This is a genomic window from Lysobacter sp. Root667, from assembly GCF_001427715.1.
Classification (GTDB): domain Bacteria; phylum Pseudomonadota; class Gammaproteobacteria; order Xanthomonadales; family Xanthomonadaceae; genus Lysobacter.
The window spans coordinates 320045-345757 of the sequence record NZ_LMHF01000001.1 but is presented as its reverse complement, the minus strand read 5'-3'; the positions used below and the strand labels follow the sequence as shown (position 1 = coordinate 345757).

Below are 25713 nucleotides of genomic sequence, written 5' to 3'. Positions count from 1 at the left end.
TTCACGATGAACCCGCTCTCGCCGCAGGCAGCGACCGTCACATCCCTTAGGCGAATTCCCACTTAGGATCTTTTTCACTGACGTGCGCAGCGGGAACGCTGAGCGCCATCAAAGTCGGCACGTTGGCATGGACGCGCACCCGGCATCCACGATGCCGGCCACTGCCGTGAACATGAGGACCAGACCTTGAAGACCATCCTTTGCGCTTGTTCGGCGATCGCGCTTTCGATCGTATCCGTGGGCTGCGTGCCCGGCCAACAGATGTCGAGGAGTTCGGCGCACGAAGCCGAAGCCGTCGCCGGCAGCGACGTCAGGATGGTGCCGATCACCCAGGAGCTGGTGACGGCGAACGCGCGTCCCGCGGCCAAATTGCCGCCGGAATTACTGAACGTGCGCAAGGAGGATTACACGATCCATCCCGGCGATACCCTGCTGGTGACGGTATGGGAGCACCCTGAGCTCACCGCGCCCGCCGGCAGCCAGCAGCAGGCCGTGACCAACGGCCGCCTGGTGCAGCCCGACGGTACGTTCTTCTATCCCTACGCCGGCAAGATCAACGTCGCCGGCATGACCGTCCAGGCCTTGCGCGATACGCTGAGTTCGAATCTGGCCAAGTACCTGCGCAACCCGCAGCTGGACGTCAACGTGGTCGGCTTCGGCAGCCGCGTCTCGCTGCAGGGCGCCTTCGTCGACACCGCGCCGCAGGAGCTGACCACGGTGCCGCTGACGCTGTCGCAGGCGATCGGCCGCGCGCGCATCAATGTCGAAACCGCCGATCTGGCGGGCTTCACCTTGACCCGCGACGGCCGCAGCTATGCGCTCGATCTCGACGCCCTCAATCGCGACGGCTCGGTGGCGCCCGATATCGTGCTGCGTCCCGGCGATCACCTGTTCCTGCCGTTCAACGATCGCAAGGAAGTCTACGTGGTCGGCGAGGTACTGCGCCCGCAGGCGCTGACCTTCAAGACCACCGACATGAGCCTGACCCAGGCCCTGGGCCGCAGCGGCGGCCTCAATCCCGTGACCTCCAAGGGCGAGGCGGTGTACGTGATCCGCGGCATCGAGGCCATGCAGAACACGCCGGCCACGGTTTACCACCTCGACGCCAAATCGCCGGCCGCGTTCGCGCTGGGCGATCGCTTCTCGCTGCGTCCGGGCGACGTGGTCTGGGTCGGCCCGGCGGGCGTCACCCGTTGGAACCGCTTCCTGTCGCAGCTGTTGCCGCTGTCCGGCATCATCAGCAACGCGGCCTCGGCGCAGTACAACTTCGATCGCGGCAACTGATCGGGCGTTTATGCAGCGGGCCGGCCGACGCGGCCGGTCCGCGCGTGGTCGGCTGCGGCGCAAGTACGAGTTGCGCCTGGAACTCGTCTCGATCAACGGCCGCATGAGCCTATTGTGCTAGTTCGGCGACGAACTCGAATCCGCTCAGTCCTGCGACACCGACGGCGAGTGGATCGTGCAGGTGTAGGTGCAGCGCAATCCGGAGAAGTTGCAGCGGATCGCGGCCGAGTACGTCTCCTCGCTGCGATTCTGGCCTTCCAACATGAAGATCATGACAGCGAACCTTCAAACAAATTAAAAGCATTCGCGCCGATCAGCGCGGCGATTCATCGTTAGCGCCGCATACACGATGCCAAGCGAGCCACCGCGCTTCATGTTTGAGCATTTGTGAGTGGCATCACGACGGAAGCATCCTTTTGCGCGTACAAATTCGCGCCAGAAACGGAGTTTCTCTCGCTACAGGGCAAGGCAGGCGGACGGGCCCTAAATCGGCTTTCCCCTGCAGACATGGAGGTCGCTATGCGCATCAACGCAAACGCGTGCCCGATATTCTCTGCGGCCAACGGTCTTTCGGTTGAGCTTGCTCTTTACGAATTCAGGCCGCCTCCGTGGCGCGCCATGCCTGCACATCACTGATTGCCGCGAACGCGGCTGAAATTCAGGATCGGCATTAACGGGCCGCAGCATCGAGCGTGCCGCTAACGGCATGCGCATGCATGCGCATGGCATTCGGATCCGAACATGCGAACCAGCGGAGCGTCGTGAGACGCGCCGCCAGCGCGGCCAGGGACGGCCGCGCCGGCGAAACGGACGACCCCTGCCCGTTTCGTCGGAGCCAGTCCGGCCCCTGTCGGATTGCTCCAGGTCGAGAAAACGCAGGAGGCGCTTTCTCGACAGCCCGCTAAAGGACTACCCCACCAACAACGGAGCTTGTTATGAAAACGCTAGCCGCGCTGAGTTTGGTGCTGTTGATTTCGATCCCGGCAATGGAGACGGCGCAAGCCAAGGAACCTTCATTCCAGAAGTTGAACGCGAAAGCCAGGTTCATCCATGGCGACAATCTGGTGACGCACGCGTTGCCGGAAATGGGCATCGCCACCGACGCCCGTCTGCAGAGCCCGCGACAGAAGGCCGCCGGACTGAGCACCATCACGGTCACCCCCAACGGCGATCAGTACGAGTCCAAGATGCATCCGGAAGACGTCGCCATCTTCGAGCAGGCCATCAAGGACCTGGAGATGATCGGCCGCACCCCCACCTCGCAAAGCACTGCCCCGAAGCCCCCGCTCCGCTACGGTAGCGCCATGATCGGCCCCACCGTCGTCATCGGCCCCGACAATCGCGTGCAGGTGACGAACACCGTCGCTTCGCCGTATTGGCATATCGGCCGCATCGCGATCGGCTGCACCGGCACGCTGATCACGCCCAAGCACGTACTCACCGCCGGGCACTGCGTGTCCAACGGCGCCGGCACCTGGTACTCCGCTTTGAACTTCACCACCGCCCAGAACGGCAGCTACCAGCCCTGGGGCACCACCAGCTGGGCCCGCGCCGTCACCACGACGGCATGGCACAACAGTGCGGACTCCAACTACGACTACGCCCTGATCGTGCTCAGCTCGGCCCCGCACGGCGGCAACTCCGGCTGGGGCGTCTACTCCGGCGGCACCCACACCATCAGCGGCTATCCGGGCGACAAGCCCTTCGGCACGATGTGGACGCATTCCGGAACGGTCTCCACCAGCGGTTCCTACCGGCTGTGCTACACCATCGACACCTTCGGCGGTAACAGCGGCAGCGGCATCGCCAGCGAGAGCGGCGTCAATGTCCGCGGCATCCACACCACAGGCTCATCCACCCAGAACTGCGGAACGCGGATCACCAGCACCGTCTACAACCAGTTGCAGAACTGGATCACGACCTATCCTTGATCCATCGACGGGCGTTGAATCGAACTGACGCCGGCGTGGCGCGCCGCAAGACGGCGTGCCACGCTTTCGTTGCCCAGCCCAACCCGCGAGGCCGGAAGCATGAGAACACTCTTCATCGTGGCACTGATGCTGCTGGCAGCCTGCAGCGTCAACGGCAAACAGGCGACCGTGGATCGAGCGCCTCTGGAAACTGCGCTGATCGTCGGCAGTGCGGAGACCCCCGACCCGGTATTGGCCAAGGTCATGGAGTTGGAGAAGAGCGGCGTGGTGAAGGACGTCGTCGTGCAGGAGTCCTTTCCCGTGCAGATCCGATTGCGGGCGCCCAGGAAAGTGATCGATGAGCTAAACCGGATGCCTCGGTCCGGCGGGCTGCGATAGCTAAAGGGCGCTGTGCCGCTAATTCAGATAAGCGGAAAGGGCCAGGCGCACGTCGTGAACCGCTTTAACGCACCCGCCTCAACCGCCGCAGGAAATGCACGCCCTCGCTATCCCCTTCGATAGTGAGCACATCCCCTTCGACACGAAACGGCCGCGGCTGATCGGTGCCGGTGTAGCTGGGCATCAAGCTGCCCTCCACCCGATGCACGACGACACCCTTCTTGGCGTCGACCTCGTACGTCCCGAAATAGGCGACGAAGCCGTCGTACGCGGCACGCACCTCCGCGTCGGTGCCCTTGGCATCGTCGCCGGACGCGAACGGTGGCGTCGCGGGCGTGCGCATGAGCTGCACGCTCAGATGCCCCGTGGGGGCGTAGACGATGTAGCCCTTGGGGTGCTCGCCGTAGGGATGGACGACCTTGCCGGTTTTCGAATCGGTGTCGGTGACGCGCTCGACCCGCCAGGTACCGACCAGCGGCGCGGCGCCGTCGGCTGCGCGCGACGGCAAGCTGACCGACAGGGCCAGCAGCGCGGAAAGAACGGCGCAGGCGACGGGGAAAGCTCGTGCGATATTCATGCGGGCACCACGTCGTGGCTTGCGGCCCTACACGATATCAGCGTCGTTCTGCGCGCTCCTGGAACGCTGTGAGCGAAGGGCTGAAACGAATCGGCGGCGCCTGGCCCGCAGGCTAGGGCCAAGCGTCCTTTGCTCCAGGCCGTGGGGTCCGACGCCGGATCGCAAAAAAAAGGGCGGCGCAATCGCGCCGCCCCTACTCACAACTTCAGCTTCCGTCGCCGTTTACACGCCAATGGCGGTTTCCGCGGTCACATAAGGCAAGCCGTGCGCTTCGGCCACCGGCTCGCAGGTCACGTGGCCTTCGGACACGTTGAGGCCATTGCGCAGATGGACGTCGCGCGCAAGCGCTTCCTTCCAGCCGTGGTTCGCGAGCGCCAGGGTGAACGGCAAGGTCACGCTGTTGAGCGCGAAGGTGGAGGTGCGGGCGACCGCGCCGGGCATGTTGGCCACGCAGTAGTGCACGACGCCGTCGACGACATAGGTCGGCGCCGCGTGGGTGGTGGCGCGCGAAGTCTCGACGCAGCCGCCCTGGTCGATGGCCACGTCGACGATGACCGAGCCGGGCTTCATGGTGCGGACCATGTCGTGCGTGACCAGCTTGGGAGCGGCGGCGCCCGGCACCAGCACGGTGCCGATCAGCAGGTCGGCGCGGCGCACGAGTTCTTCGATGGCCGAGCGGGTGGAGAACACGGTCGAGATGGCGGTGCCGAACTGGGTGGCCAGGCGCTTGAGCGCATCGGCCGAACGATCCACCACAGTGACCTTGGCGCCCATGCCGACGGCGATCGTCGCCGCGTGGGTGCCGGACACGCCGCCGCCGAGGATGACGACTTCGGCGGCCGGCACGCCGGGCACGCCGCCCAGCAGCACGCCGCGGCCGCCCTGCGCCTTCTCCAGCGAATGCGCGCCCACCTGGGGAGCCAGGCGGCCGGCGACTTCCGACATCGGGGTCAGCAGCGGCAGCGAACCGTTCGCCGCGGTCACCGTCTCGTACGCGATGCAGATCGCGCCCGACTTGATCAAGTCGTGGGTCTGCGCCGCATCGGGGGCCAAGTGCAGGTAGGTGAAGAGGATCTGGCCCGGACGCAGCTTGGCGCGCTCTTCCGCCAGCGGCTCCTTCACCTTCACGATCATTTCGGCGTCGGCGAAGATCTGGTCGGCACCGTCCACGATGACGGCGCCGGCGGCGACGTAGTCGGCATCGGCCAGACCGGCGCCCAGACCGGCACCCTGCTGCACCATCACCTGATGGCCGTGGTGCACCAGCTCTTGCACGGACGAGGGAACGAGACCTACGCGGTACTCGTGGTTCTTGATTTCCTTCGGCACACCTATGCGCATGGTCTGTACTCGCCCGTGATCTGGCCCCGGCTCTTCCGGCGCCTTGTGGGGAGGCAGTATGGACGAGCAAACATGCACTTATTCGCTAATTTCGTTGCTTCGGCGAAGCCAATGCCGCACTATTTACCGATATTTCGAGTATCCGTCGAATAATATGCGAATGAAACTGGACGCCCGCGATCGCGCCATCCTGCGCCTGCTCCAGGAGGACGGGCGCCTGACCAACGCCGACGTCGCCCAGCAGATCAACCTGTCGCCCTCGGCCTGCCTGCGGCGCGTCAAGTTGCTGGAGGAGCGCGGCCTGATCGCGCGCTACGTGATGCTGCTGGACGAGAAAGTGGTGGGCCTGCCCGGCACCGCGTTCGTGCTGGTGTCGCTGGACCAGCAAGGGCGCGCGTCGCTGGACGCGTTCGAGGCGGCGATCCAGCAACACCCCGAAGTCACCGAGTGCTGCCTGCTCGCCGGCACGGCCGACTACATGGTGCGCGTGGCCTATGCGGACTCCGCCGACTTCGAGCGCATCCATACCGAGATCCTGACCCAGCTGCCCGGCGTGGTGCGGGTGCAATCGACGCTGGCGCTGCGCACCGTCAAGAAGACGACCGCGCTGCCGGTGTGAGGCCGGCTGCAATCATCGACGCATCGCCGGCGCCGCTCAGCCAGCCGTCGATCGAAACCACAAGTCGCCGGCGCCTCCAGGCACCGGCGACCGCATTGCGGATACTCAGCTGATCGCGATCGCCAGCGTCAGTACCGCCAGGCGATTGACGTAGGCCGACATCAGGTCGGCGTTGCCGTTGCCGTTGTTCTGCGGAGTGAACGCATCGCAGGCCCCAGGGGGCGATGCCGCGCCGAAGTTCGGATTCACCAGCGCGTTGGCGGTGGCGATGATCGCCGGCTTGTACGCGGCCAGCAGCGCCGGCTCGGCCCGATAGGCCTGCAGCAGATAGCGCATGTAGGCGCCCACGCCGGTCTGGTAATCGCCGTAGTCGCTGCCCGGCGGTGTCGCGTTGTACGGGTCCGTGGCGCCCACCTCCAACCATGGCAGCGGGAAATTGCCGCTGACCGAGCCGTAGGCGCGCGGCCGGAAATAGTTGGCGAACGCGCCCTTGATGAGATCCGGGTACAGACCGCACACCGGCGGCGGCGAGGCTTTATAGATCGCATTCGCCTCGCGCAGCGCCCCGATCAGCAGGCCCTGGTCGCCGCTCCAGGTCATCCCTTTGTTGTACGAGGAGTCCCAATAGATCTCGTTGTTCACCGCCGCGAAGCTGGACACCCGCTCACGCACCAATGACCCGCCCTGCGAGCCCTGCTGCCCCGTCAACAGCAACGATTGCAGCGGGTCCGGCGTTTTCAGCATCCACAGCTGCCACCAGGCGATCTGATTCTCCCAGGCCTGGTTGCAGGCCGCGAGATTGAAGTTCACGTTGTTGAAGTACGGCGCGAAATCCGGATTCTTCGCGGCCTGGGACAAACGCAGGCTCAGCAACGCGTAGACGGCATTGGTGACGGTGTTCTGGATCGGATTGAGGACGTCACCGCCGCCGCTGTTGTACTCGGGCACCGGAATGGGGTGCTCGGTGGCGGTGAAAGGCGAGTTCCAAATGCCGCCGGGCGAATAACGCGGACGCAACTTGGCCTGCATGTCCGGCGACACGCCCGGCCAGGTCTGGGCGATGTAGGCCCAGCAATTGGGCGCGCCGGTGTTGTTGCCATGGGTGCTGGCGAAGCTCGCCCAACCGGGCGGGTCGAGATAGGGGTAGGCCCCATGCGGACCCGACTTCGTCGACCAACCCGCGCCGTACATGTAGCACCAGGAATTGATCGCGATCTTGAGGAAGTCGTAGCGGTGATTGGCCGCGAAGCCCAACTCGGCCGCACGCAAGGCCGCGATGCCGATCCAGCCGAAGTCGTCCCACCAATTGCCTTTCTTGGTCGGATCCAGCGCATTCAACGCGGCGGCGGCATAAGGCGCGCTGTCGGTACCGCTGACGACGAAGTAATCGAGCAGGCTGTCGAACGCGCAGGCGGTCCGCCAGACATTGCCGGCCGAGTCCCACAGCGGGAGGATCTCTTTGAACAGTGAAGTAGCTTCGGCCAGATAGGCCGCTTTATCGGCCGCCATGCCTTGCTGCGTGGTCCGGCCGTTCTGAATGTCGTTCATGGCTTCATCCTTGAGCTGGGTGATGGGGAGCTGCGGTCTGTGCTGCTCTTGGTGCGAGGGCAGCATAGTCCTGCAGGGGCCCGCAACCTTGACGACTTGCCCGCTTTCCGCGACACGCGGCGACGTTCGTCGGTTTGGCGGGCGCGGTGTCCCGACGGTCCCGGCCTCAGCGTAGGGCGCCCGCGGCTATATCACCGACTCCGATAACTCCCTGCCCCTCGTCTTGGAGTACCTGGAAGGACGCAATCTGCAGGTCAGCGAGAATCGCCTGGGCCGCGATTTCGCGGAGGAAAGATGAACCTGCCCCTCTCCAAGCTATCCGATCGCGCGACCCGGTCGCTGTTGCTCGTCTTGTTGGCGCTGGGTCGCATCCATTGCCAGTTGCTGATCGCGCTGCTGATTTACGGCCTGCGTTTCTTTGAGGGTGTCCTGCATGCTTGGCACGGGGCCATTCGCCGGCACCGATGCATGAAAGCCAGGAGTTACGCTGCCGACCCAGAGCGTTCCGTCCACAACACCGACTTGGCCGACGCGCTCAACATCCGGAATGCCGTTGCGCTTGGCCTCCAGCATGGCCTTGGCTACCACCTCGTCGGACACATCCGTCGGTACTGCGCCGCGAATCTTGGCGAACATCGCCTGATCCGCTGGCGATAGTCGCGCAACCTCTCGCTGAGCCTCATCGCGATCAGGATTCGTAGGCTCCGCGCTCCGTGTCGCGACAGGCTGCGAATGCCCCGACACGCTCGCGGTCTGGGATGACGCGGACTGGATCGGGAGTTCCGGCTCAGACCGTGCCAGTGACGGACCTTGGCGCTCAGGCTCGCCTACGACGAGGACAGGCACGTCAGGCTTCTGCGGCTCCGCCCCCATTGGCGCAGGCTTTGCCTGCCCGGACTGCGCGACTGCCTCCGATGCTGGCGACGGCGCCACGGATTTCTGCGACTCGATCTTTGCCTGCTGAGCGACCGCCAGCGCCTGCACCGTGTCGGGGTCGACGCGGCCCGTCTCGGCCAGACCATGGTCTCGCTGAAGCTGGCGGACGGCATGTTCGGTCGAAGCGTCGAAATGCCCTGGCTCGGGAGCCGGCGCATCTGCTGGCCCACGGTATCCCACTCGTTGCAGGCGGTATTGCAGCAGTTCGACCTCCTGACCTCGATCGCCACGACTCAACGCGCCGTCGTCCGGAGCAGGCATAGCCTCCGCCGCAACAGTCGGAGCGGCCTGCGGAGGTTGGGATGCTTCCGGGACGGCCGGCGAAGCTGCTTCGCCAGCAACAGCCGGAACGGCCTGCACAGGCTGAGTGGCCGCAGCCACGACTGGCTGCGCGACCGGCGGCACCGGTGCCAGGTCCGCCGCGACAGGCGGCGCGACCTGGGGCGTCGGCGCGGTCGGCAATTCCGCAGGCGCCTCGGGGGCGCTCGCGGGCTGAGGCGCAAGTGCACCAGGCCCTGCCGGCTTGGTCGCCAACACATCGGCCTGTTCGGCCTGGCCGGCCGGGTTCGGCTGGTCCATCGTGCGGCCTGGCAACTTCGGCTCGGGCGGGGCCGCTTCGGCCACGGTCGCAGCCTGCGGAGACGGCGAAGACGCTTCGGGCTGCGTCACCCTCAGCGCGGAGATGGGCTCCGCTTCGACAACCACGCGGACGGCCTCGGCTTCCCGTACGGGTGGCGGACCTTCCGAGCGCAACGGCGCTGCCGCCGCCGCGACCGCAACCTGTTGCACCTGATCGTTCGACACGCCTTGCCGATTCGCTTCCCGGATCATCTGATCTTGGGCGTCGCGCTGCTGCGGCGACAACGCCGCAATCCGCAACTCCGCTGTTTCCGGTATCGGCTGCTTCAAGCCGCGCTGATCGACGAGCGCCAGTTCGATGTCCTGTGAGCTGGTGATCGCCGCAACGTGCACACCTTGCGCGTCACGACCGAGGTGGACGATCGGACTCTGAGCGTCGTAGCCGCCCTTCTTATTTCGCTCCACGTAAAGCGAGGTCAGATTCGCATCGATGCCCTGCGCCTCGCGAGTACGCTGGACGGCCTCCAGCGCCGCGTCGAATCGATCGGGGTTGGGCGCCACGCCGACCGCCGCGTAGGCCGTCCGCAGGTTGGCGCGATCCATGTCCTCGCGAGTGGGCGGCGTCCAGGCAGGCGCCGCCGCCAACTGCTCCGCGTGCTGAACCAACGCGGGCTGCAGTTGCTCGCGCGTACCATTGAGTTCGCGGGCGGTATTGCCCTGCGCCAGTTCGCCGCTTTCGGTCCGCCATTGGCCATCCTGGCCATGCCGGTAGGACTCCTCGTTGGAAGCAGTCAATCGATCCGCATTCGCCAGAGCGGCGGTCACCGCGCTCGGCGGCGCGCCGAAGGATTGCCAGCCGTAGGCTTTGTAGGCCAACTCGTAGCGCGCAGCGATCGGCGCCGGTCCGCTCGCGATGTTCGCTTTGATGACCTGCTCGGCATCGCGTGCGGGTCAGCGGATGGCCGCGGTCCGTTCGGGCGATGACCGTCTCGCGCTGCCAGTCGCCGGACTCCGCATCGCGCTTCCAGTTCGCATCGCCGAGGCTCTTGGCATCCTCGTCATTCGCGGGCAGGTTGAAGGGATCGCGCGGCGCCACGACGTTGCCCAAAGCGAGCATCGTGGCCGAGTTGCTCGCCAGGAAGTTCAGCTCGCGCTCCTTTTCCGGCAGTGCGGAGAACGACTGCCTGGTCGGCGCCCTGATACCGTTGTCGCTGAGATCGCCTTGCTCCTGGCGCAGCCACTGCCGACCGTTGAACTCCCACTCGACGCCCCGCCCGTCCTTTTGTTCGTAGATCTGCTTGTTGTCCCACCACTTGGCGACGTTCTCGCCGACGTGACTGCCGGCGACGGCACCCACAGCAACAAAGCCGATCACGCCGGGACCGGTCTCCCAGCCAACAGCAAGACCGGTGGCCGCGCCGCCGACCCAGCCGCCCGTGCCGCGCGCGGCGTAGTGGGTCAGGGCGGACTGCGCCGCAAGAGGGTTATCCTGAGATAAAAGCGTACTCACCCTGTCCGCGGCATCCTTGGCATCCACCAAGCTCATCGCAATGCCGGCAACACCGGCCGCCGCCATTACTTTTTCACCTGGGCTCAGTTGCATCGGCGGCTTATACGGCCGGACTTCGACATCGCCGGCATCTCTCAGCAATTGCGCCATCGCTGTCTCAACTGGCAACGCTGTCATCTGCGTCGGAAGCGCGCGTATAACTGGGCGTGCACGTTCAGCAGTATTCGAAAGTTCATCGCCCAGGGCTTCTGGAGCGTGCGCGGCGGTATGGACAACGTCACCAGTCGCCGCGCCACGGGAGTAATCGGGGATGAGAGTACTGACCTCGCCCTTTGCTGAGGCTCGATCCACCTTGGGAGCGACACGAAACAGAAGGTTGCCTTCTTCCGAGCGATGAATGACGTTCAGTCGTGCATCGTAGGTTTCCGGAAGCCGTCGCAACAGAGGTTCGCTGAAAAGTGCGTTGTGGTAATCCGTCATCAGGTTCTGGCTGCGAATGCCAAGACCATTGCGCAGATAGCTGCCGCCGATGTCGGAATGCGCGCCTGCTACGCTGACGCTGAGAAAGCGACCATCGTCGGACATCCCCTGTGGAATGATGCGATCCACCGGAAACAAGCCCCGCCGCTCATCGGCGGCATTGATCTGGAAGCCAGACACGACCGACGGCGGCAAACGCCGGTCATACAACTCCATCGTGCCAGTCGGCACGGGGTCGTACAGGCCCACCGACATCGGAGTGTGGCCCGGATCCTGATGGTAGCGCGCATACTTCTGGACCTTCTGTCCGTCTTCGTATGCCTCAAATGCAGTGCGCTTATCGGGGACGCCGCGCTCGTCGATCATCCGCGCCAACAACGGCACCTGACTGGCACCCCGACTGAATCCCTCGACGTGGATTGCAATCTTCGCGCCTGGATCGAACCTGTAAATTTCTTGCGCGCGATTCACCAAGCGCGCGTACATCTCTTCCGCACGGTTGAGGCTTGTGATACCACGCGCCGAATCGTATGTGTTTGCGAAGTAGTTGGCCTGAGTTCCCGGCCCCTCCAAATACTCCACATCGATGTTGACACCTGATCGCTTGAGGCTGCGAACTTGATTGTCGAACCTTGCAACATTGGTCTTATGAATCGGGTCCTGTGCGGAGTCGTTTCCTGTGCCGTCCATCAACCCAATCAAAAGGTACGAATGCCGGTCCTGGGTATCGAGTAGCGCTGGGACCTTGAACCTGTAGAGTTCATCGGCGGCCCGATTGTAGCTATCTAGATGTTCCGTCGTGGCAGTGTAGTGCGAAACATCATCCTTCGGGACCCCGTCTTCGGCAACTTGGACGACGTGCCTCCTTCTCCTGTCGGCTTCCATGTCGTCACGCTCCCTTAGTAGGTCTTCGCCCAAGCTTTGAATAACCCAGGACGCATAATGCGCCGCCTATCGTCGCCCTCTCCTTCCCAGGTCTGCGTCATGATGCAAGACCTCATGTACACGGTGATTGTCCTGTCATTTACCTCCATCAACACCTCGGGATGATGACCAAATGAATCTGTGGCCCAGAACTCCCAAACATCTTCTCTGGCCACATCGTGGAGGATTGCTCGATCGGGAAAGATATCTCTAATCAGATCGATTTCGACGTAGTGCTCGACGCCGTCCATCGAAGTCCATCGAACCTCCACCTGGCCTGGCGGCATCATGTCCGCAAAGACGTTGAAGCTAGCGCTCCAGCGATCCATCCAGTTCGACGTTGGCGGGGGCCCGGAGGGCCCATCCAGTTCGTTATCGAGTGCGAACTGGTGGCCTCTAAAAATGATGTTGCAGCGAAGGGTGTTGAATGCCCACGTTCCAAACGAGAACGCATCGAAGGTCAGCGGCCAGGGCAAGTCAGCGGAAGCATTAGCGAGGCGAGTGCCTTGGGTCATTGCGGCATGTCCTGAGGGAAGAATTAACTATCCGTGTTCAATTGTCGGACCGCATCACCCATCCTGGGCGATATGGAGTTGCTGCCGATCGGGCTCGATCATCAAAGGATGTGCGGCCCGAGACACCATCGTTGGTGGCTCCTTCGATCTGTGCAGTTTGCACGGCGAGATTGATCCGGCGCGCCTAGCGTCGTCAAGTCCAATCGTGCCTGATGCGAAAGAGTTAGCAGGTCGATTTTTCAATAAGGCATTAGATACAAGCATTTTCTGTGCCCTCCTGCTGTTTCTGTTACGTCATTACCGCTGAGATTGTTGTTCGCAGTTTTCTGATCGCCTTCGTCGGGGACTCGATGAATGAACTTCATTGCCTCGCGCGGCGGAGTCGAGCGACCCGCTTGCCAAGGCCATGAGTTTGAGTTCTGTAGGCCAACTCGTAGCGCGCGGCAATCGGCGCCGGTCCGCTCGCGATGTTCGCTTTGATGACCTGCTCGGCATCGCGCTCCAACTCTGTGCGGGTCAGCGGATGGCCGCGGTCCGTTCGGGCGATGACCGTCTCGCGCTGCCAGTCGCCGGACTCCGCATCGCGCTTCCAGTTCGCATCGCCGAGACTCTTAGCATCCTTGTCATTCGCAGGCAGGTTGTGGAGATCGCGTGGCGCCTCGACGTTACCCAAAGCAAGCATCGTGGCCGAGTTGCCAGGCATTGCAGGCCGCAGCCAGTGATCTACCATCGCCCACCGACCAAGGAGGACCACGCCATGTGGACAGACGTTGCTGGCTACCTGATCGACCCGCGCCAGATAGCAGCACTGGGACCCGTTCACCCCAGCGGCTCAGGCAATGCCGTCGGGTCTACGTTTGAAATCGTCACACTGGGCGGGCATGTCGTACTGCCCAAGTTCCCGGACTCAGCCGCAGCTACCGCAGCGCGGAACGCGCTCAAGGGAAGGTTGCCGAACTAGGCTCAGATGCGCGAAAGCCCCGCGGTTGCTCGCGGGGCTTCATCGGGAGTGGGTCGCCCTCGGAATGATCCGGCAACTGCCGCTGCGGGAATGAACCTGACCCCATTTCTGCTGCTCTTGGTGCGTGGGCAGCATGGCCCTGCAAATTCCCGCACTGCGCACAACGGATCAAACCCTTCCGTTGCGTCAGCAACTCATCGGCATTGCGAACACCGGCCGATGCATCGGCTATCCGCCCGCGTGGTCGTTGCCACCGTGCGCGGCGATGAACATGGCGACGGCCGACCGGCAATAGGATTCGATTTCGTTGTCGTCCTCTGCTCTCGCCTCATCGAAGCGTGCGATAACCAGAAGATCGGATCCTTTGAAAAGCGCGGCAAACAAGCGGGCGGACCGAAGAGGATCGGGCACGTTCAGAACAGCCTTCGCGTGCAACTGACGCAAGAGGGCCTCGATCTGAGCGATGACATGAGCGGGGCCGGCTTCGTAATGGAGCTTGCTTAACGACTTTTGATTCGTCTTGTCGGCCATGATCATGGCTTCGACACTGCGAACGTCCGGGCTCAACAGCGTGCGAAGCAGGGACGATCCCACCGCCATGAGCTGATCTTCGGCCGAACCGTCGACGCCTTCAGAAAGGGCCTGTGGCGCGAACTGATGGCATCGGGCCGCGATGGCCGCGCCGAACAGCGCCTCCTTGTTCTCGAAGTGCCGATAGATGCTGAGCTTGGAGATCTTCGCCCGCTGGGCGACCTTGTCCAATGTCGTCGCTTGAAAACCCAATTCCACAAAGAGTTCGCACGCGGCGTCGACTATCGATTGGCCAAGCGCCTCGTTGGCGGGCCGGCCGCGCCGACCCTGGCTATTTTCGGTCACGAGAATTCCAGTACTTGACAGTATCCAAACTCTTTACTTACGATACCACTCGGTATCTTAAATGTGCAAGCCAATCGGTAGGTCGCAGATGCCAAAGCCCTGCTCGCCGCCCGTTTCGAGCGCGTATCGCTGGACGATATTGCGCGTCAGGCCCAGCCCAATCCTCTCCATCCACAACACGGGAGCCCACCATGGATGACGTCATCATCATTGGCGGCAGCTTTGCCGGTCTCGCCGCCGCCCTGCAGCTCGGCCGCGCCCGCCGCAAGGTCACCGTTCTCGATACCGGCCTGCCGCGCAACCGCTTCGCCGGCCATTCGCATGGCCTGCTCGGCCACGATCACAAGCCACCGCTGGACATCCTGGCCGAGGCGCGGCGGCAGCTGGCGCGCTATCCCACGATCAAGCTGGTCAATGCCCGGGCCGACAGCGTCTCCGGCGCCATCGACGATTTCTCCGTCCTCACTGGCGATGGCGAAAGCCTTGGGGCGCGCCGCCTGATCCTGAGCTATGGCGTCGCCGATCAGATGCCTGATGTTTCGGGCTTTGCCGAAGGTTGGGGCACGTCCATCGTGCCGTGCCCCTATTGCGACGGCTTTGAAGTCGCCGGCCAGCATTGGGGCCTCGTCTGGTCGGGCCCGCAGTCGCACCAGTCTGCCAGGCTGTTCCAGGATTGGACCGACAGGTTGACGCTCTTCGCCGATGGTCACGACATTCCACCCGATATCCGGGCCGATCTGGCGCGCCGCAACATACCTGTCGTCGACGGCCGGATCATCGAGATCGCCCATCACGAGGGCCATACCGCCACCGTCAATCTCGATACCGGCCGCAATGTCGCGGTCGACATCCTGTTCGCGCATCCGCGCAACAAGCCGTCCGCAAGCCTGCATGAATCACTGGGCCTCGCCACGGTCGATACGCCTCTCGGCATCGCTCTCAAGGTCGACGAGCGCCGCGAAACCAGCATGCCCGGCATCTACGCCGCGGGCGACCTCGCCAACCCCCTCATGCCCTCGGTCACCACGGCGTCAGCGCACGGCGCGATGGCGGGTATCTTCGCGCAGCAATCGATGCTGGTTTGAAAACACAGATTCACCGGTTGCGGCGGGCTATCACTTTCTGAAGGCTGCGGGCCGGCGTCACGGAACGCGCGCCCCTTTCCTGAGGGGCGTCTCGGGACGTCAGTCGCGCCACCACGCCGAACCGGCATGAGGGTCGTCGAGCTGAAGACGCTCACCGAACTTCGGGGGTAGCAGCGCCAGCGGGCGTCAAGATCGAATGCCTCGATCGCCCTTGCCTTCTGTGATCTGGTTTCGGCGATATAGAGCGGCGAGACAGAACAGGGTTAGAAGCATTACTGATACGTACGCAACCATCGCAACTTCGTTGACGTGGGCTGAGTGGGCCGCTTCAATTCGCATGGTCCACATTCCGTGGTCTCCTTTGCCACCACGCATCCAATCGCCAAAGTTCCAAGCTGCATGCAGCCCCAGGGGAAGCGCGATACCGCGCGTCACCAAAGCCGCCATGCTAAACACCAACGCGCCTAAACCTGACCCCAAAACGGCATTACTCCATGTAGCGCCGCCCAACCGGTGTTCCGCAACGAAGATCGTCATCACCATCAACTGGGCGCCGACCACGCCGAACGCAGGCAGCAGAGTGCGCAACGGGTAGCCCCGAAACGCGACTTCTTCGCGCAAGGCAAGGAGGCCGTATCCGAGCGCAGCAACAGCTATCCCCGTCGCGTCGACTTGAGTATTGCGAGTCCAGCTCACCTGACCCGTGCTGGCGACAATAGCCGCGTGCAAGGCCACCAACGCGCAGCCGATTGCCAAACCGACAAGAAAACGCATGTGCGTCCGGCGATCCCATGCGAGTCCGATATCGCTGAATCTCTTTCTGTCCCAACGCAAGAATGCAGCAGTCAGTGCCAGCGTAAGCAAAACTCCTATCCCCCCGATCACTATCTCTTCGGGCCATCCAGGGAAATGGCGGGCTACTATGCTGGCAGCCACGAGGGCCGCCGCAGCGGCCAGAAAGAACGCCAGTGCATGCAACAAGGATTTCAGTCGCCTGGCGCCTGGAAGATTCATTGATCTACCCGCGAAGAATGACCGATGGTCGCTCGGAGTGATGAGTGCGGCAAGTAGCCAATGTCACGACGGGCTCAATCAAACGGAAGAGGTGTGTCCGCTTTGAGCCTTCGCCATCTTGCCTGGCTGGCAGCAGCCGAGCCCAAAGGACAACCGGCCGTTAAAGCCGGTTATCAGCCATCTTGGCGGTCAAATTATGGTTGGCATTTCAATAAAAGTTGGCCGAACCGGCCAGCTTATGCTTGCCCCACCAGATACCCGCGCACAGCAGCATGGTGGGCCCACCAGGATTCGAACCTGGAACCAAAGGATTATGAGTCCTCTGCTCTAACCGTTGAGCTATAGGCCCGCGCGTGGGGGAATTCTACGGGAGCGGGCTGCGCGGCATAAGCCATGCGCGATGTGCCGGAGGCGGCCGCGCGGTTTGGCGCGGCGCGGCCGTTGCGGGCTCAGGGTTGCGACATCGAGTAGGGGCGCTGCTTGGGGTCCGTCGCCCAGGCCTTGTCGGGCTGGGCCTGCATGGTGAAGCGCAGTTCGCCGCCGGCGAGGATTTCGTCGTGACGCAGGTAGGCGCGGTCCAGCGGTTTGCCGTTGAGGGTGGCGCGGCCGATGTAGGTGTGGGCTTCGTCCAGGCCGTCGGCGATCACGCTGAAGCGCTTGCCGTTGGGCAGGTTGAGGGTGGCCCGCGGGACGAAGGGGCGGCCGATCACGTATTCGTTGCTGGCCGGGGCGACCGGGTAGAAGCCCAGGGCGGTGAACACGTACCAGGCCGACATCTGGCCGAGGTCGTCGTTGCCGGCCAGGCCGTCGGGGCGCGGGGCGTACTGGGTGGCCATGATCTGCTTGAGGCGTTCCTGGGTGCGCCAGGGCTGGCCGGCGTAGGCGTAGAGGTAGGCGACGTGGTGGCTGGGTTCGTTGCCGTGGGCGTACCAGCCGATCAGGCCGGTGATGTCTTCCATGTGCTCGAAGATCTTGGGGTCGACCTTGGCGTCGAAGACCTGGTCGAGCTTGTCGATCAGTTTGGCGTCGCCGCCCAGCGCGGAGGTCAGGCCGGCCACGTCCTGCGGCACGTACCAGGAGTACTGCCAGGCGTTGCCTTCGGTGTAGTCGCTGCCGTAGCCGCTGACGGTGGGGTCGAAGGGTTCGCGGAAGCTGCCGTCGCGCTTGCGTGCGCGCATGAAGCCGGTCTTGGCGTCGAAGGCGTGCTTCCAGTTGCCGGCGCGCTTGCCGAAGTCGGCGGCGACGTCCTTGCGGCCCATGGCTTCGGCCATGCGCGCGATGGTCCAGTCGTCGTAGGCGTATTCGAGGGTCTTGGACGCGGCTTCGCCTTCTTCGTCGATCGGCACGTAGCCCAGTTCCATGTACTGGGCGATGCCGTCGTAAGGGCCGTAGCTGGCGCTGGCGACCATGGCCTGCAGGGCCTCGTCGGCGTCGTAGCCGCGGATGCCCTTCATGTAGGCGTCGGCGATCACCGGCACGGCGTGGTAGCCGACCATGCACCAGGTTTCCTGGCCGTGGAACGCCCACACCGGCAGCACACCGTAGGGGCTCTCGCGGCGCGAGGCCAGCAGCGAATTGACGAAGTCGTTGTTGCGCTGCTCGGGCTGGACCAGGGTCAGCAGCGGGTGCAGCGCGCGGTAAGTGTCCCAGAGCGAAAAAGTGGAATGGTGGCGGTAGCCCTTGGCCTGGTGGACTGCGTTGTCCGGGCCGCGGTAGCGGCCGTCGCTGTCCATGAACAGGCTGGGGCCCATCAGCGAGTGGTAGAGCGCGGTGTAGAAGCTCTTGCGCATCGGTTCGGGCGCGTCGAGCTCGACCGCCGACAGCGCCTGGGTCCAGCTCGCGCGCGCCTGCGCGCGCACGCCGTCGAAATCCCAGGCGGGCACTTCGGCGTCGAGATTGGCGATCGCGCTGTCTTCGCTGACCGGTGAGATCGCGACCTTGACCACCAGCGACTGCCCCGGCGCATCGGCGAAATCGAACGCGCCGACCAGCTGCCGGCCTTCGATCTGCGCGCGCAGCGTCGGCGTCTTCTCGGCCGGCGGCGGGAAGCCCTTGTAGATCACGTCCTGTTCGGTGTCGTGGAACTGGTGACCGCTGAGCGGGCGCGAGAAGCGCATCGCGAAGTAGAGCTGACGCCCGGGCGCCCAGCCGCGGGTTTCGCGGAAGCCGGTGACGGTGCCGTCGGGGCGCAGGCGCAGGCGCGACCACAGCACCTTGCCGGGGTAGTCGTACATGCTGGTGCGCAGGTCGATCAGCACGTGCGCGGGCTTGCCCTTGGGGAAGGCATAGCGGTGCACGCCGACGCGCTCGGTCGCGGTGAGTTCGGCGCGCACGCCGTAGTCGTCCAGGGTGACGGCGTAGTAGCCGGGCTGGGCGACTTCGTCGTCGTGGCGGAAACGCGAGCGATAGCCGCTGCCGGGTTTGCCGTCTTCGCCGCGCTCCAAACGCACCTCGCCCGCGATCGGCATCAGCAGCACGTCGCCGAGATCGGAATGGCCGGTGCCGGAGAAATGCGTGTGCGAGAAACCGACGATGCTGCTGTCGTCGTAACGATAGCCCGCAGCCCAGCCGTAGGCCTCCTTGCGCGGCTTGATCTGGGTGTCGGGGCTGAGCTGGACCATGCCGAACGGGACCACCGCGCCGGGGAAGGTGTGGCCTTCGCCGCCGGTGCCGATGAAGGGATCGACGGCGGCGTAGGCGCGGTGGCCGGCTTCGTCGGAGGCGATCGGCGCCGCCGCCGCGGCGATGCCGCTGATGGCCCAGGCCAGCAGCAGCGGCCAGCGCAGGCGACGCGTGGACGGGAGGCGCGGCGGCGGGGAATCGGCGGGCATGGACGGCTCCGGTAGGGACGGACCGGGTGCGGACGACCCGATCGGGCAGCGCTGGCAACGAATTTAGATCGTTCTAAACGGCCGGAACGCTAGCATGCAGCCGGTGCGCTCGCATGCTGCACTGCAGAATGCAAGGGCGTGGCCCGGAGCGCAGCATGCGGCGAATTTAGAACGATCTAAACGCATGCGCCCCACCCCGCTCACCACCCCGGCCGCCAGCCGATGACGCCGACCCGCGCCCGCCACGGCCGCGTGACCCTGACCGACATCGCCAAGGGCTGCGGCCTGTCGCGCGCGACCGTGTCGCTGGTGCTGCGCGGCAGTCCGCTGGTGCACGCCGAGACACGGGTCCGGGTCGAGGCCGAGCTCAAGCGCCAGAACTACGTCTATCACCGCGGCGCGGCCAATCTGCGCCGCAAGGTGTCTTCCGGCGTGGCGCTGGTGATCAACGATCTGTCGAATCCGTTCTTCGCCGAATTCGCCGCCGGCGTCGACGAGTCCCTGGCCGCCGCCGGCTACGTCACCCTGCTCGGCAGTACCGGCGAGTCGGCCGAACGCCAGCACGCGGTGCTGGGCTCGCTGATCGAACACGATCCGGCCGGGATCATCCTGTCGCCGGCCGAAGGCAGCGACGGCGCGCGCCTGCGTGCGCTGGTCGGCACGCGCACGCCGGTGCTGTTGTTCAACCGCGAGCTCGACACCGACTGGGACTTCCTCGCGCTCGACAACCGTCGCGGCGCGCGCCTGGCGACCGAGCACCTGCTCGAACGCGGCCATCGCCGGATCGCGTTCTTCGGCGGCCATCGCGATTCCAGTTCCTGCCGCGAGCGCCGCGACGGCTATCGCGAGGCGCTGGCCGCGGCCGGGCTGACGCCGGAACCGCAATGGCTGATCGAGTGCGCGCCCACGCGCCTGGAGGCGGCCGGGCAGACCGGCGCGCTGTTCGTGCGCGACCCCGCGCCGACCGCGGCGGTCTGCTACAACGATGCGGTCGCGCTGGGGCTGATGGCCGGACTGACCGCACGCGGCCGCCGCGCCGGCCACGATTTCGCGGTGGTCGGCTTCGACGATATTCCCGAAGCGCAGGTCAGCGCGCCGCCGCTGACCACCGTCGCGGTCGATCCGCGCGCGCGCGGACGCCAAGCCGCCGAACTGATCCTGCAACGCCTGCGCGACCCCGACGCGGCGCCGACGCGCACCATCGCGCCGGTGCGCCTGCAGGTCCGCGCCAGCAGCGACATCGCATCCGTCCCGCCCGGAGACATCGCATGAACGGTCGCACCTTGTCCTACGGCGCGGCCACCGCCGTCGTCAGCCTGATCTTCTTCACCTGGGGCGGCCTGACCAGCCTCAACGACGTGCTGATCCCGCACCTGAAGTCCGTGTTCGATATGAACTACGCGCAGACGATGCTGATCCAGTCGAGCTTTTTCGGCGCCTACTTCCTGATGTCGCTGCCGTCCGGACGCGTGCTGGCGAAGCTGGGCTACCAGCGCAGCATCGTGGTCGGGCTGCTGGTGGCTGCAGCCGGCGCGGCGCTGTTCTTCCCGGCGGCGCGGCTGCCCTCGTATCCCTTGTTCCTGGGCGCGCTGTTCGTGCTCGCCAGCGGCATCACCCTGTTGCAGGTGGCGGCCAATCCTTACATCAGCCTGCTCGGCGATCCGGCCGGCGCGCCCAGCCGCCTGAACCTGGCGCAGGCGCTGAACTCCCTGGGCACGACGCTGTTTCCGTACCTGATCGGCCCGCTGATCCTGTCCGGCGCGGTGCTCGGCGCGACCGAGCTGGCGGCGCTGTCGCCGGCCCAGCTCGCTGCGTATCGCGCCGAGGAAGCCGCGTCGGTGCAACTGCCGTACATGGTGATCGCCGGCTGCCTGCTGGCGATGGCGGCGTTCGTCGCGTTGATGCGGATTCCGCCGCTGACCGAAGCCACCGAGCGCGCCGACAACGCGCGCCACACCTACCGCGAGGTGCTGAGCCACCCGCACCTGCGCTGGGGCGTGCTGGCGATCTTCGTCTACGTCGGCGCCGAGGTGTCGATCGGCAGCTTCATGATCAACTACATCACCGAGCCGTCCATCGGCGCGCTCGACCGCGGCACGGCCACCGAGCACCTGGCCTATTACTGGGGCGGCGCGATGATCGGCCGTTTCATCGGCGCGGCGCTGCTGCGTCGCTACGACGCGCGGCGTCTGCTCGCTCTGGCCGCGGTGGTCGCGATCGGTCTGCTGGTCGCGACCATGTCGCTGCACGGACCGCTGGCGATGTGGAGCGTGCTCGCGATCGGCCTGTTCAATTCGGTGATGTTCCCGACCATCTTCACCATCGCCATCGAACGCCTGGGGCCGATGACCAGCAAGGCCTCCAGCCTGCTGGTCATGGCCATCGTCGGCGGCGCGATCATCCCGTGGCTGCAGGGCGCGCTGGCCGACCACACCGGTCTGCAGTCCTCGTATGCGATTCCGTTGCTGTGCTACGCCTACATCGTCTGGTACGGCTGGCGCGGCTCGCGTCTGGCGCCGTCGCTGCAGGGCCAAGCGCTGGCGGGCGCAGCGCTGGCGAGGGCCATGCACTAATGGCGCGCGAGCAACGCCAGGCCATCGTCTGTTTCGGCGAGGCCCTGATCGACTTCCTCGCGCGGCCGTCGACGCAGCCGGGCGAGGCGCGTCATTTCGTCGAGTACGCCGGCGGTGCGCCGGCCAATGTCGCCGCCGCGATCGCGCGGCTGGGCGGTCAGGCGCGCTTCGTCGGTATGCTCGGCGAGGACATGTTCGGCGATTTCCTCTACGAGCAATTGCGCGACGCCGGAGTGGACGTGCGCTATACGGTGCGCACCGCCGGGGCCAAGACCGCGCTCGCGTTCGTGTCGCTGGACGCGCACGGCGAGCGCAGCTTCAGCTTCTACCGCCCGCCTGCGGCCGACCTGCTGTTCCGCGCCGAGCACTACCAGGCGCACTGTTTCGAAGACGCGTTGGCCTTCCACGTCTGCTCCAACAGCCTGACCGAGGCCGGCATCGCCAACGCGACCCTGTCGGGCATGCAGCGCGCGCGTCAGGCCGGCGCGCTGGTCAGCATGGACCTCAACTTGCGCCCGGCGCTATGGGCCGATGCCTTCGACCCGCAGCCGACGGTGTGGCGCGCGTTGCTGGAGGCGGACACGATCAAGCTCAGCCGCTCCGAATTCGACTTCCTGGCCGCGCCGCTGGGCAGCCAGACCGCGGCGCTGCAGCGCCTGTGGCACGGCTATGCGACCTGCGTGCTGGTCACCGACGGCGCCGCGCCGATCCGCTGGTACACGCGCACGCGCCAGGGCGAGTTGGGTACGTACGAAGTGCTGCCCACCGACACCACCGCCGCCGGCGACGCCTTCGTCGGCGGTTGGCTGCACCGGCTGGCGACCTTGGACGTGCAGGCCGCCGACTTCGCGGCGTTTCTCGAAGGCGGCGACGCGTTCGAAGATGCGCTGCGCTACGCTGCGGCGACCGGCGCGCTGGCGACCACGCGCCACGGCGCCTTCGCGGCCATGCCGCCGCGCTCGGAAGTGGAGAGTCTGATGGAGGAACAGTCATGAGCCGCTACGACGCCCCCGTCCGCGACGGCGCCCTGCCGGATTTCCGCGATCCCGCCTTTCTGCGCGCGCACATCGCCGACACCATGGCGTTCTATCATCCGCGCGCGATCGACCCGGCCGGCGGCTACTTCCACTACTTCCGCGACGACGGCAGCGTCTACGACGCCTCGCACCGGCACCTGGTCAGCAGCACCCGCTTCGTCTTCAACTACGCCATGGCCGCGCGCGAGTTCGACAGCGAGGACTATCGCGAAGCGGCGCGCCATGGCCTGCGCTATCTGCGCCAGGCCCATCGCGATCCGGTCGGCGGCGGCTATGCCTGGACCCTGCGCGACGGCGTCGCCGAAGACCGCACCAATCATGCCTACGGCGTCGCCTTCGTGATGCTGGCCTATGCCAGTGCGCTCAAGGGCGGCATCGCCGAGGCTGCACCGTGGCTGGAAGAAACCTGGCAGTTGCTGGAAACCTGGTTCTGGGACGAGGACGCCGGTCTCTACCGCGACGAAGCCGACGCCAGCTGGCGCTTCACCGACTACCGCGGCCAGAACGCCAACATGCATCTGTGCGAGGCCTTGATCGCGGCGTACGAAGCCAGCGGCGAATCGCGCTACTACTACCGCGCGCGCACCGTGGCCAGCCAGATGACCCGACGCCAGGCCGCGCTCGCCGGCGGGCTGGTGTGGGAGCACTACGACCGCGACTGGAACGTCGACTGGGACTACCACCGCGACGATCCCAAGCACCTGTTCCGGCCCTGGGGTTTCCAGCCCGGGCACCAGACCGAATGGGCCAAGCTGCTGCTGATCCTGGACCAGCATGCGCAGGAGCGCGGCGCGCCGGTCGATTGGCTGCTACCGACCGCGCAGCACTTGTTCGACACCGCAATCGCGCATTCCTGGGACGAGCGCCATGGCGGCCTGTGCTACGGCTTCGATCCCGACGGCGCGGTCTGCGACGAAGACAAGTATTTCTGGGTCCAGGCCGAGTCGCTGGCCGCGGCCGCGCGCCTGGCGCACCGCACCGGACAGGTGCGCTACTGGGACTGGTATCAGCGCCTGTGGGCCTACAGTTGGCGTCATTTCGTCGATCACGAACACGGCGCATGGTTCCGCATCCTCGATCGCGAGAACCGCAAGTACAGCGACGAGAAGAGTCCGGCCGGCAAGACCGACTACCACACCATGGGCGCCTGCTACGACGCACTGGAACTGCTGCGCCCCCGCTGATCCCCGGAGACCGAAGATGCCGTTGCCGTCCCGCGCGCGCGCCTGCGCCCTGCTGCTTTGCGTATCGGTCGCGCTGCCTGCGCCCGCCTGGTCCGGGACGCCGCTTGCGCAAGCGTCCCCCGCCCCCGCGTTCTCGGCGATCGCTGCCGCGGCCGTATCCCCCCTGACGGCGGCCGCGGCGTCGAAAGCCCCTACCGACATCGCCTACGAAGCCGCCGCCGCGCGCGACGCGGCGCGGGTCAAGGCCGAATTCCTGCACGCCTGGAACGGCTACAAGCGCTACGCCTGGGGCCACGACGCGCTCAAGCCGCTGAGCAAGGGCGCGCACGACTGGTACGGCGAGTCGCTGTTGATGACGCCGGTGGACGCGCTCGACACCATGATCCTGATGGGCCTGGACCAGGAAGCCGACGAGGCGCGCGAACTGATCGCGACCCGGCTCTCGTTCGACCGCGACCTCGACGTCAAGCATTTCGAGATCGTGATCCGCCTGCTCGGCGGCCTGCTCTCGGGCTATCAGCTCAGCGGCGACGAGCGCCTGCTCAAGCTCGCCACCGACCTGGGCGATCGCCTGCTGCCGGCCTTCGACTCGCCCACCGGCCTGCCCTATGTCTACATCAACCTGCGCAGCGGCAAGGCCCACGGCAACGAGAGCAATCCGGCCGAGGCCGGCACCCTGCTGATCGAATACGGCACCCTGAGCAAGCTCACCGGCAATCCGGTGTACTACGCCAAAGCCAAGCGCGCACTGGTGGAAACCTATAAGCGCCGCTCCAAGATCGGCCTGGTCGGCGAGCGTTTCGACGTGGTCAGCGGGCAGTGGACCAACACCCGCAGCCATATCGGCGCGCGCGTGGATTCCTATTACGAGTATCTGTGGAAATGCTGGCAGCTGTTCGGCGACCAGGATTGCCTGGCGATGTGGAAGACCAGCGTCGCCGCCGCCGACCGCTACTACGGCGAAGAGGTGAACGGCGCGCTCTGGTACGGCCATGTCGACATGCACAGCGGCCAGCGCCTGGCCAGCCGTTACGGCGCGCTGGACGCGTTCTATCCCGGCCTGCTGGCGCTGTCGGGCAATATCGAACGCGCGCGGCGCCTGCAGGAGTCTTCGTTCGCGATGTGGAACGCGCACGGCATCGAACCGGAGGCCTACGACTACCGCAAGCGCGAGGTGACCTCGGCCGGCTACCCGCTGCGGCCGGAGATCGTCGAATCGACCTGGTACCTGTATCGCCTGACCGGCGATGCGCGCTACCGCAGCATGGGCCGTTCGCTGTTCGACGACTTCGTCCGCTACACCCGCACCGAGGCCGGCTACGCCTCGCTGAAGAACGTGGTCAGCAAGGAGCAGGCGGACGACATGGAGAGCTTCGTGCTCGCCGAGACCTTCAAGTACTTCTATCTACTGTTCGCGCCGCCGGCGACGCTGGATCCGCAAGCAGTGGTGCTCAACACCGAGGCGCATCCGATCCGGGCGACCTGGAAGCGGGCCGACTGAGAGTCGAGTGCGCGAACCGGGGCGGCGCG

The 25713-nt window shown here is 65.4% G+C and carries 21 protein-coding genes and 1 tRNA gene; 10 read left to right on the top strand and 12 right to left on the bottom strand.

Annotation, left to right across the window (positions count from 1 at the left end; translation table 11 throughout):
* Positions 1-261: 261 nt before the first annotated feature.
* On the top strand, positions 262-1284 hold the full coding sequence (locus ASD78_RS01480) for a polysaccharide biosynthesis/export family protein (RefSeq protein ID WP_056097852.1): 1023 nt from the start codon (positions 262-264) through the stop codon (positions 1282-1284).
* Positions 1285-1428: 144 nt separating this feature from the next.
* Here ASD78_RS01480 and ASD78_RS21655 read toward each other — a convergent pair whose 3' ends face one another.
* The gene (locus ASD78_RS21655) at positions 1429-1557 is read right to left on the bottom strand and encodes a hypothetical protein (protein ID WP_255355373.1); all 129 of its coding nucleotides are present in this window, start codon (positions 1555-1557) and stop codon (positions 1429-1431) included.
* A 662-nt stretch (positions 1558-2219) separates the two neighbouring features.
* Between ASD78_RS21655 and ASD78_RS01475 the strand changes: the two genes are divergently transcribed.
* Positions 2220-3215 (top strand): trypsin-like serine protease, encoded by a 996-nt coding sequence (locus ASD78_RS01475; RefSeq protein ID WP_056097850.1) that lies wholly within the window; start codon positions 2220-2222, stop codon positions 3213-3215.
* A 99-nt stretch (positions 3216-3314) separates the two neighbouring features.
* The gene (locus ASD78_RS01470; RefSeq protein ID WP_056097848.1) at positions 3315-3593 is read left to right on the top strand and encodes a hypothetical protein; all 279 of its coding nucleotides are present in this window, start codon (positions 3315-3317) and stop codon (positions 3591-3593) included.
* Between the two features lie 64 nt (positions 3594-3657).
* Here ASD78_RS01470 and ASD78_RS01465 read toward each other — a convergent pair whose 3' ends face one another.
* Together ASD78_RS01465 and ald are read right to left on the bottom strand one after the other, a co-directional pair.
* Positions 3658-4170 carry a lipocalin-like domain-containing protein gene (locus tag ASD78_RS01465; RefSeq protein ID WP_056097845.1) on the bottom strand — a complete coding sequence of 171 codons (513 nt, stop codon included), beginning with the start codon at positions 4168-4170 and terminating at the stop codon, positions 3658-3660.
* A gap of 222 nt (positions 4171-4392) precedes the next feature.
* A complete protein-coding gene (ald, locus tag ASD78_RS01460) occupies positions 4393-5511 on the bottom strand; it encodes an alanine dehydrogenase (protein ID WP_055907959.1) in 1119 nt (372 codons plus the stop codon).
* Positions 5512-5671: 160 nt separating this feature from the next.
* On the opposite strand from ald, the gene ASD78_RS01455 reads away from it, so the two are divergent.
* Positions 5672-6130, top strand: a complete 459-nt coding sequence (locus ASD78_RS01455; protein ID WP_055907956.1) for an Lrp/AsnC family transcriptional regulator — start codon at positions 5672-5674, stop codon at positions 6128-6130.
* A 105-nt stretch (positions 6131-6235) separates the two neighbouring features.
* Here the strand turns inward: ASD78_RS01455 and ASD78_RS01450 are convergent, their stop codons facing one another.
* From ASD78_RS01450 to ASD78_RS01425, 6 genes are all read right to left on the bottom strand, one after another.
* A complete protein-coding gene (locus ASD78_RS01450) occupies positions 6236-7678 on the bottom strand; it encodes a hypothetical protein (RefSeq protein WP_056097843.1) in 1443 nt (480 codons plus the stop codon).
* Between the two features lie 315 nt (positions 7679-7993).
* Positions 7994-9754 carry a peptidoglycan-binding protein gene (locus ASD78_RS01445; RefSeq protein WP_156087526.1) on the bottom strand — a complete coding sequence of 587 codons (1761 nt, stop codon included), beginning with the start codon at positions 9752-9754 and terminating at the stop codon, positions 7994-7996.
* A complete protein-coding gene (locus tag ASD78_RS19745) occupies positions 9645-12068 on the bottom strand; it encodes a DUF2235 domain-containing protein (RefSeq protein ID WP_082575373.1) in 2424 nt (807 codons plus the stop codon). The genes ASD78_RS01445 and ASD78_RS19745 overlap by 110 nt, the downstream gene beginning before the upstream one ends.
* A gap of 14 nt (positions 12069-12082) precedes the next feature.
* The gene (locus tag ASD78_RS01435) at positions 12083-12622 is read right to left on the bottom strand and encodes a hypothetical protein (protein WP_056097835.1); all 540 of its coding nucleotides are present in this window, start codon (positions 12620-12622) and stop codon (positions 12083-12085) included.
* Between the two features lie 361 nt (positions 12623-12983).
* Positions 12984-13445 (bottom strand): hypothetical protein, encoded by a 462-nt coding sequence (locus ASD78_RS01430; RefSeq protein ID WP_156087525.1) that lies wholly within the window; start codon positions 13443-13445, stop codon positions 12984-12986.
* A 366-nt stretch (positions 13446-13811) separates the two neighbouring features.
* Complete coding sequence (locus ASD78_RS01425; RefSeq protein WP_056097832.1) at positions 13812-14459, bottom strand: TetR/AcrR family transcriptional regulator; 648 nt, start codon at positions 14457-14459, stop codon at positions 13812-13814.
* 191 nt (positions 14460-14650) lie between these two features.
* On the opposite strand from ASD78_RS01425, the gene ASD78_RS01420 reads away from it, so the two are divergent.
* Positions 14651-15544: an NAD(P)/FAD-dependent oxidoreductase gene (locus ASD78_RS01420; protein WP_056097831.1), complete on the top strand. Its 894-nt coding sequence runs from the start codon at positions 14651-14653 to the stop codon at positions 15542-15544.
* Positions 15545-15730: 186 nt separating this feature from the next.
* On the opposite strand, the gene ASD78_RS01415 is transcribed toward ASD78_RS01420, so the two are convergent.
* The 3 genes from ASD78_RS01415 to ASD78_RS01405 form a co-directional block, all read right to left on the bottom strand.
* Positions 15731-16558, bottom strand: coding sequence for a CPBP family intramembrane glutamic endopeptidase (locus ASD78_RS01415; protein ID WP_082575372.1), 828 nt, complete (start codon positions 16556-16558; stop codon positions 15731-15733).
* 273 nt (positions 16559-16831) lie between these two features.
* Positions 16832-16907 (bottom strand) — tRNA-Ile (locus ASD78_RS01410).
* A gap of 100 nt (positions 16908-17007) precedes the next feature.
* Positions 17008-19389, bottom strand: coding sequence for a GH92 family glycosyl hydrolase (locus tag ASD78_RS01405; RefSeq protein WP_056097828.1), 2382 nt, complete (start codon positions 19387-19389; stop codon positions 17008-17010).
* A gap of 222 nt (positions 19390-19611) precedes the next feature.
* Between ASD78_RS01405 and ASD78_RS01400 the strand changes: the two genes are divergently transcribed.
* The 5 genes from ASD78_RS01400 to ASD78_RS01380 all read left to right on the top strand — a co-directional run bounded on the left by ASD78_RS01400 (position 19612) and on the right by ASD78_RS01380 (position 25684).
* A complete protein-coding gene (locus ASD78_RS01400) occupies positions 19612-20661 on the top strand; it encodes a LacI family DNA-binding transcriptional regulator (RefSeq protein WP_056097826.1) in 1050 nt (349 codons plus the stop codon).
* Positions 20658-21962 carry an L-fucose:H+ symporter permease gene (fucP, locus tag ASD78_RS01395; RefSeq protein ID WP_056097823.1) on the top strand — a complete coding sequence of 435 codons (1305 nt, stop codon included), beginning with the start codon at positions 20658-20660 and terminating at the stop codon, positions 21960-21962. The genes ASD78_RS01400 and fucP overlap by 4 nt, the downstream gene beginning before the upstream one ends.
* A complete protein-coding gene (locus tag ASD78_RS01390) occupies positions 21962-22957 on the top strand; it encodes a carbohydrate kinase (RefSeq protein WP_056097821.1) in 996 nt (331 codons plus the stop codon). The genes fucP and ASD78_RS01390 overlap by 1 nt, the downstream gene beginning before the upstream one ends.
* 83 nt (positions 22958-23040) lie before the next feature.
* Positions 23041-24183 carry an AGE family epimerase/isomerase gene (locus ASD78_RS01385; RefSeq protein ID WP_235566424.1) on the top strand — a complete coding sequence of 381 codons (1143 nt, stop codon included), beginning with the start codon at positions 23041-23043 and terminating at the stop codon, positions 24181-24183.
* Positions 24184-24199: 16 nt separating this feature from the next.
* Positions 24200-25684: a glycoside hydrolase family 47 protein gene (locus ASD78_RS01380; protein WP_082575371.1), complete on the top strand. Its 1485-nt coding sequence runs from the start codon at positions 24200-24202 to the stop codon at positions 25682-25684.
* Positions 25685-25713: the final 29 nt, after the last annotated feature.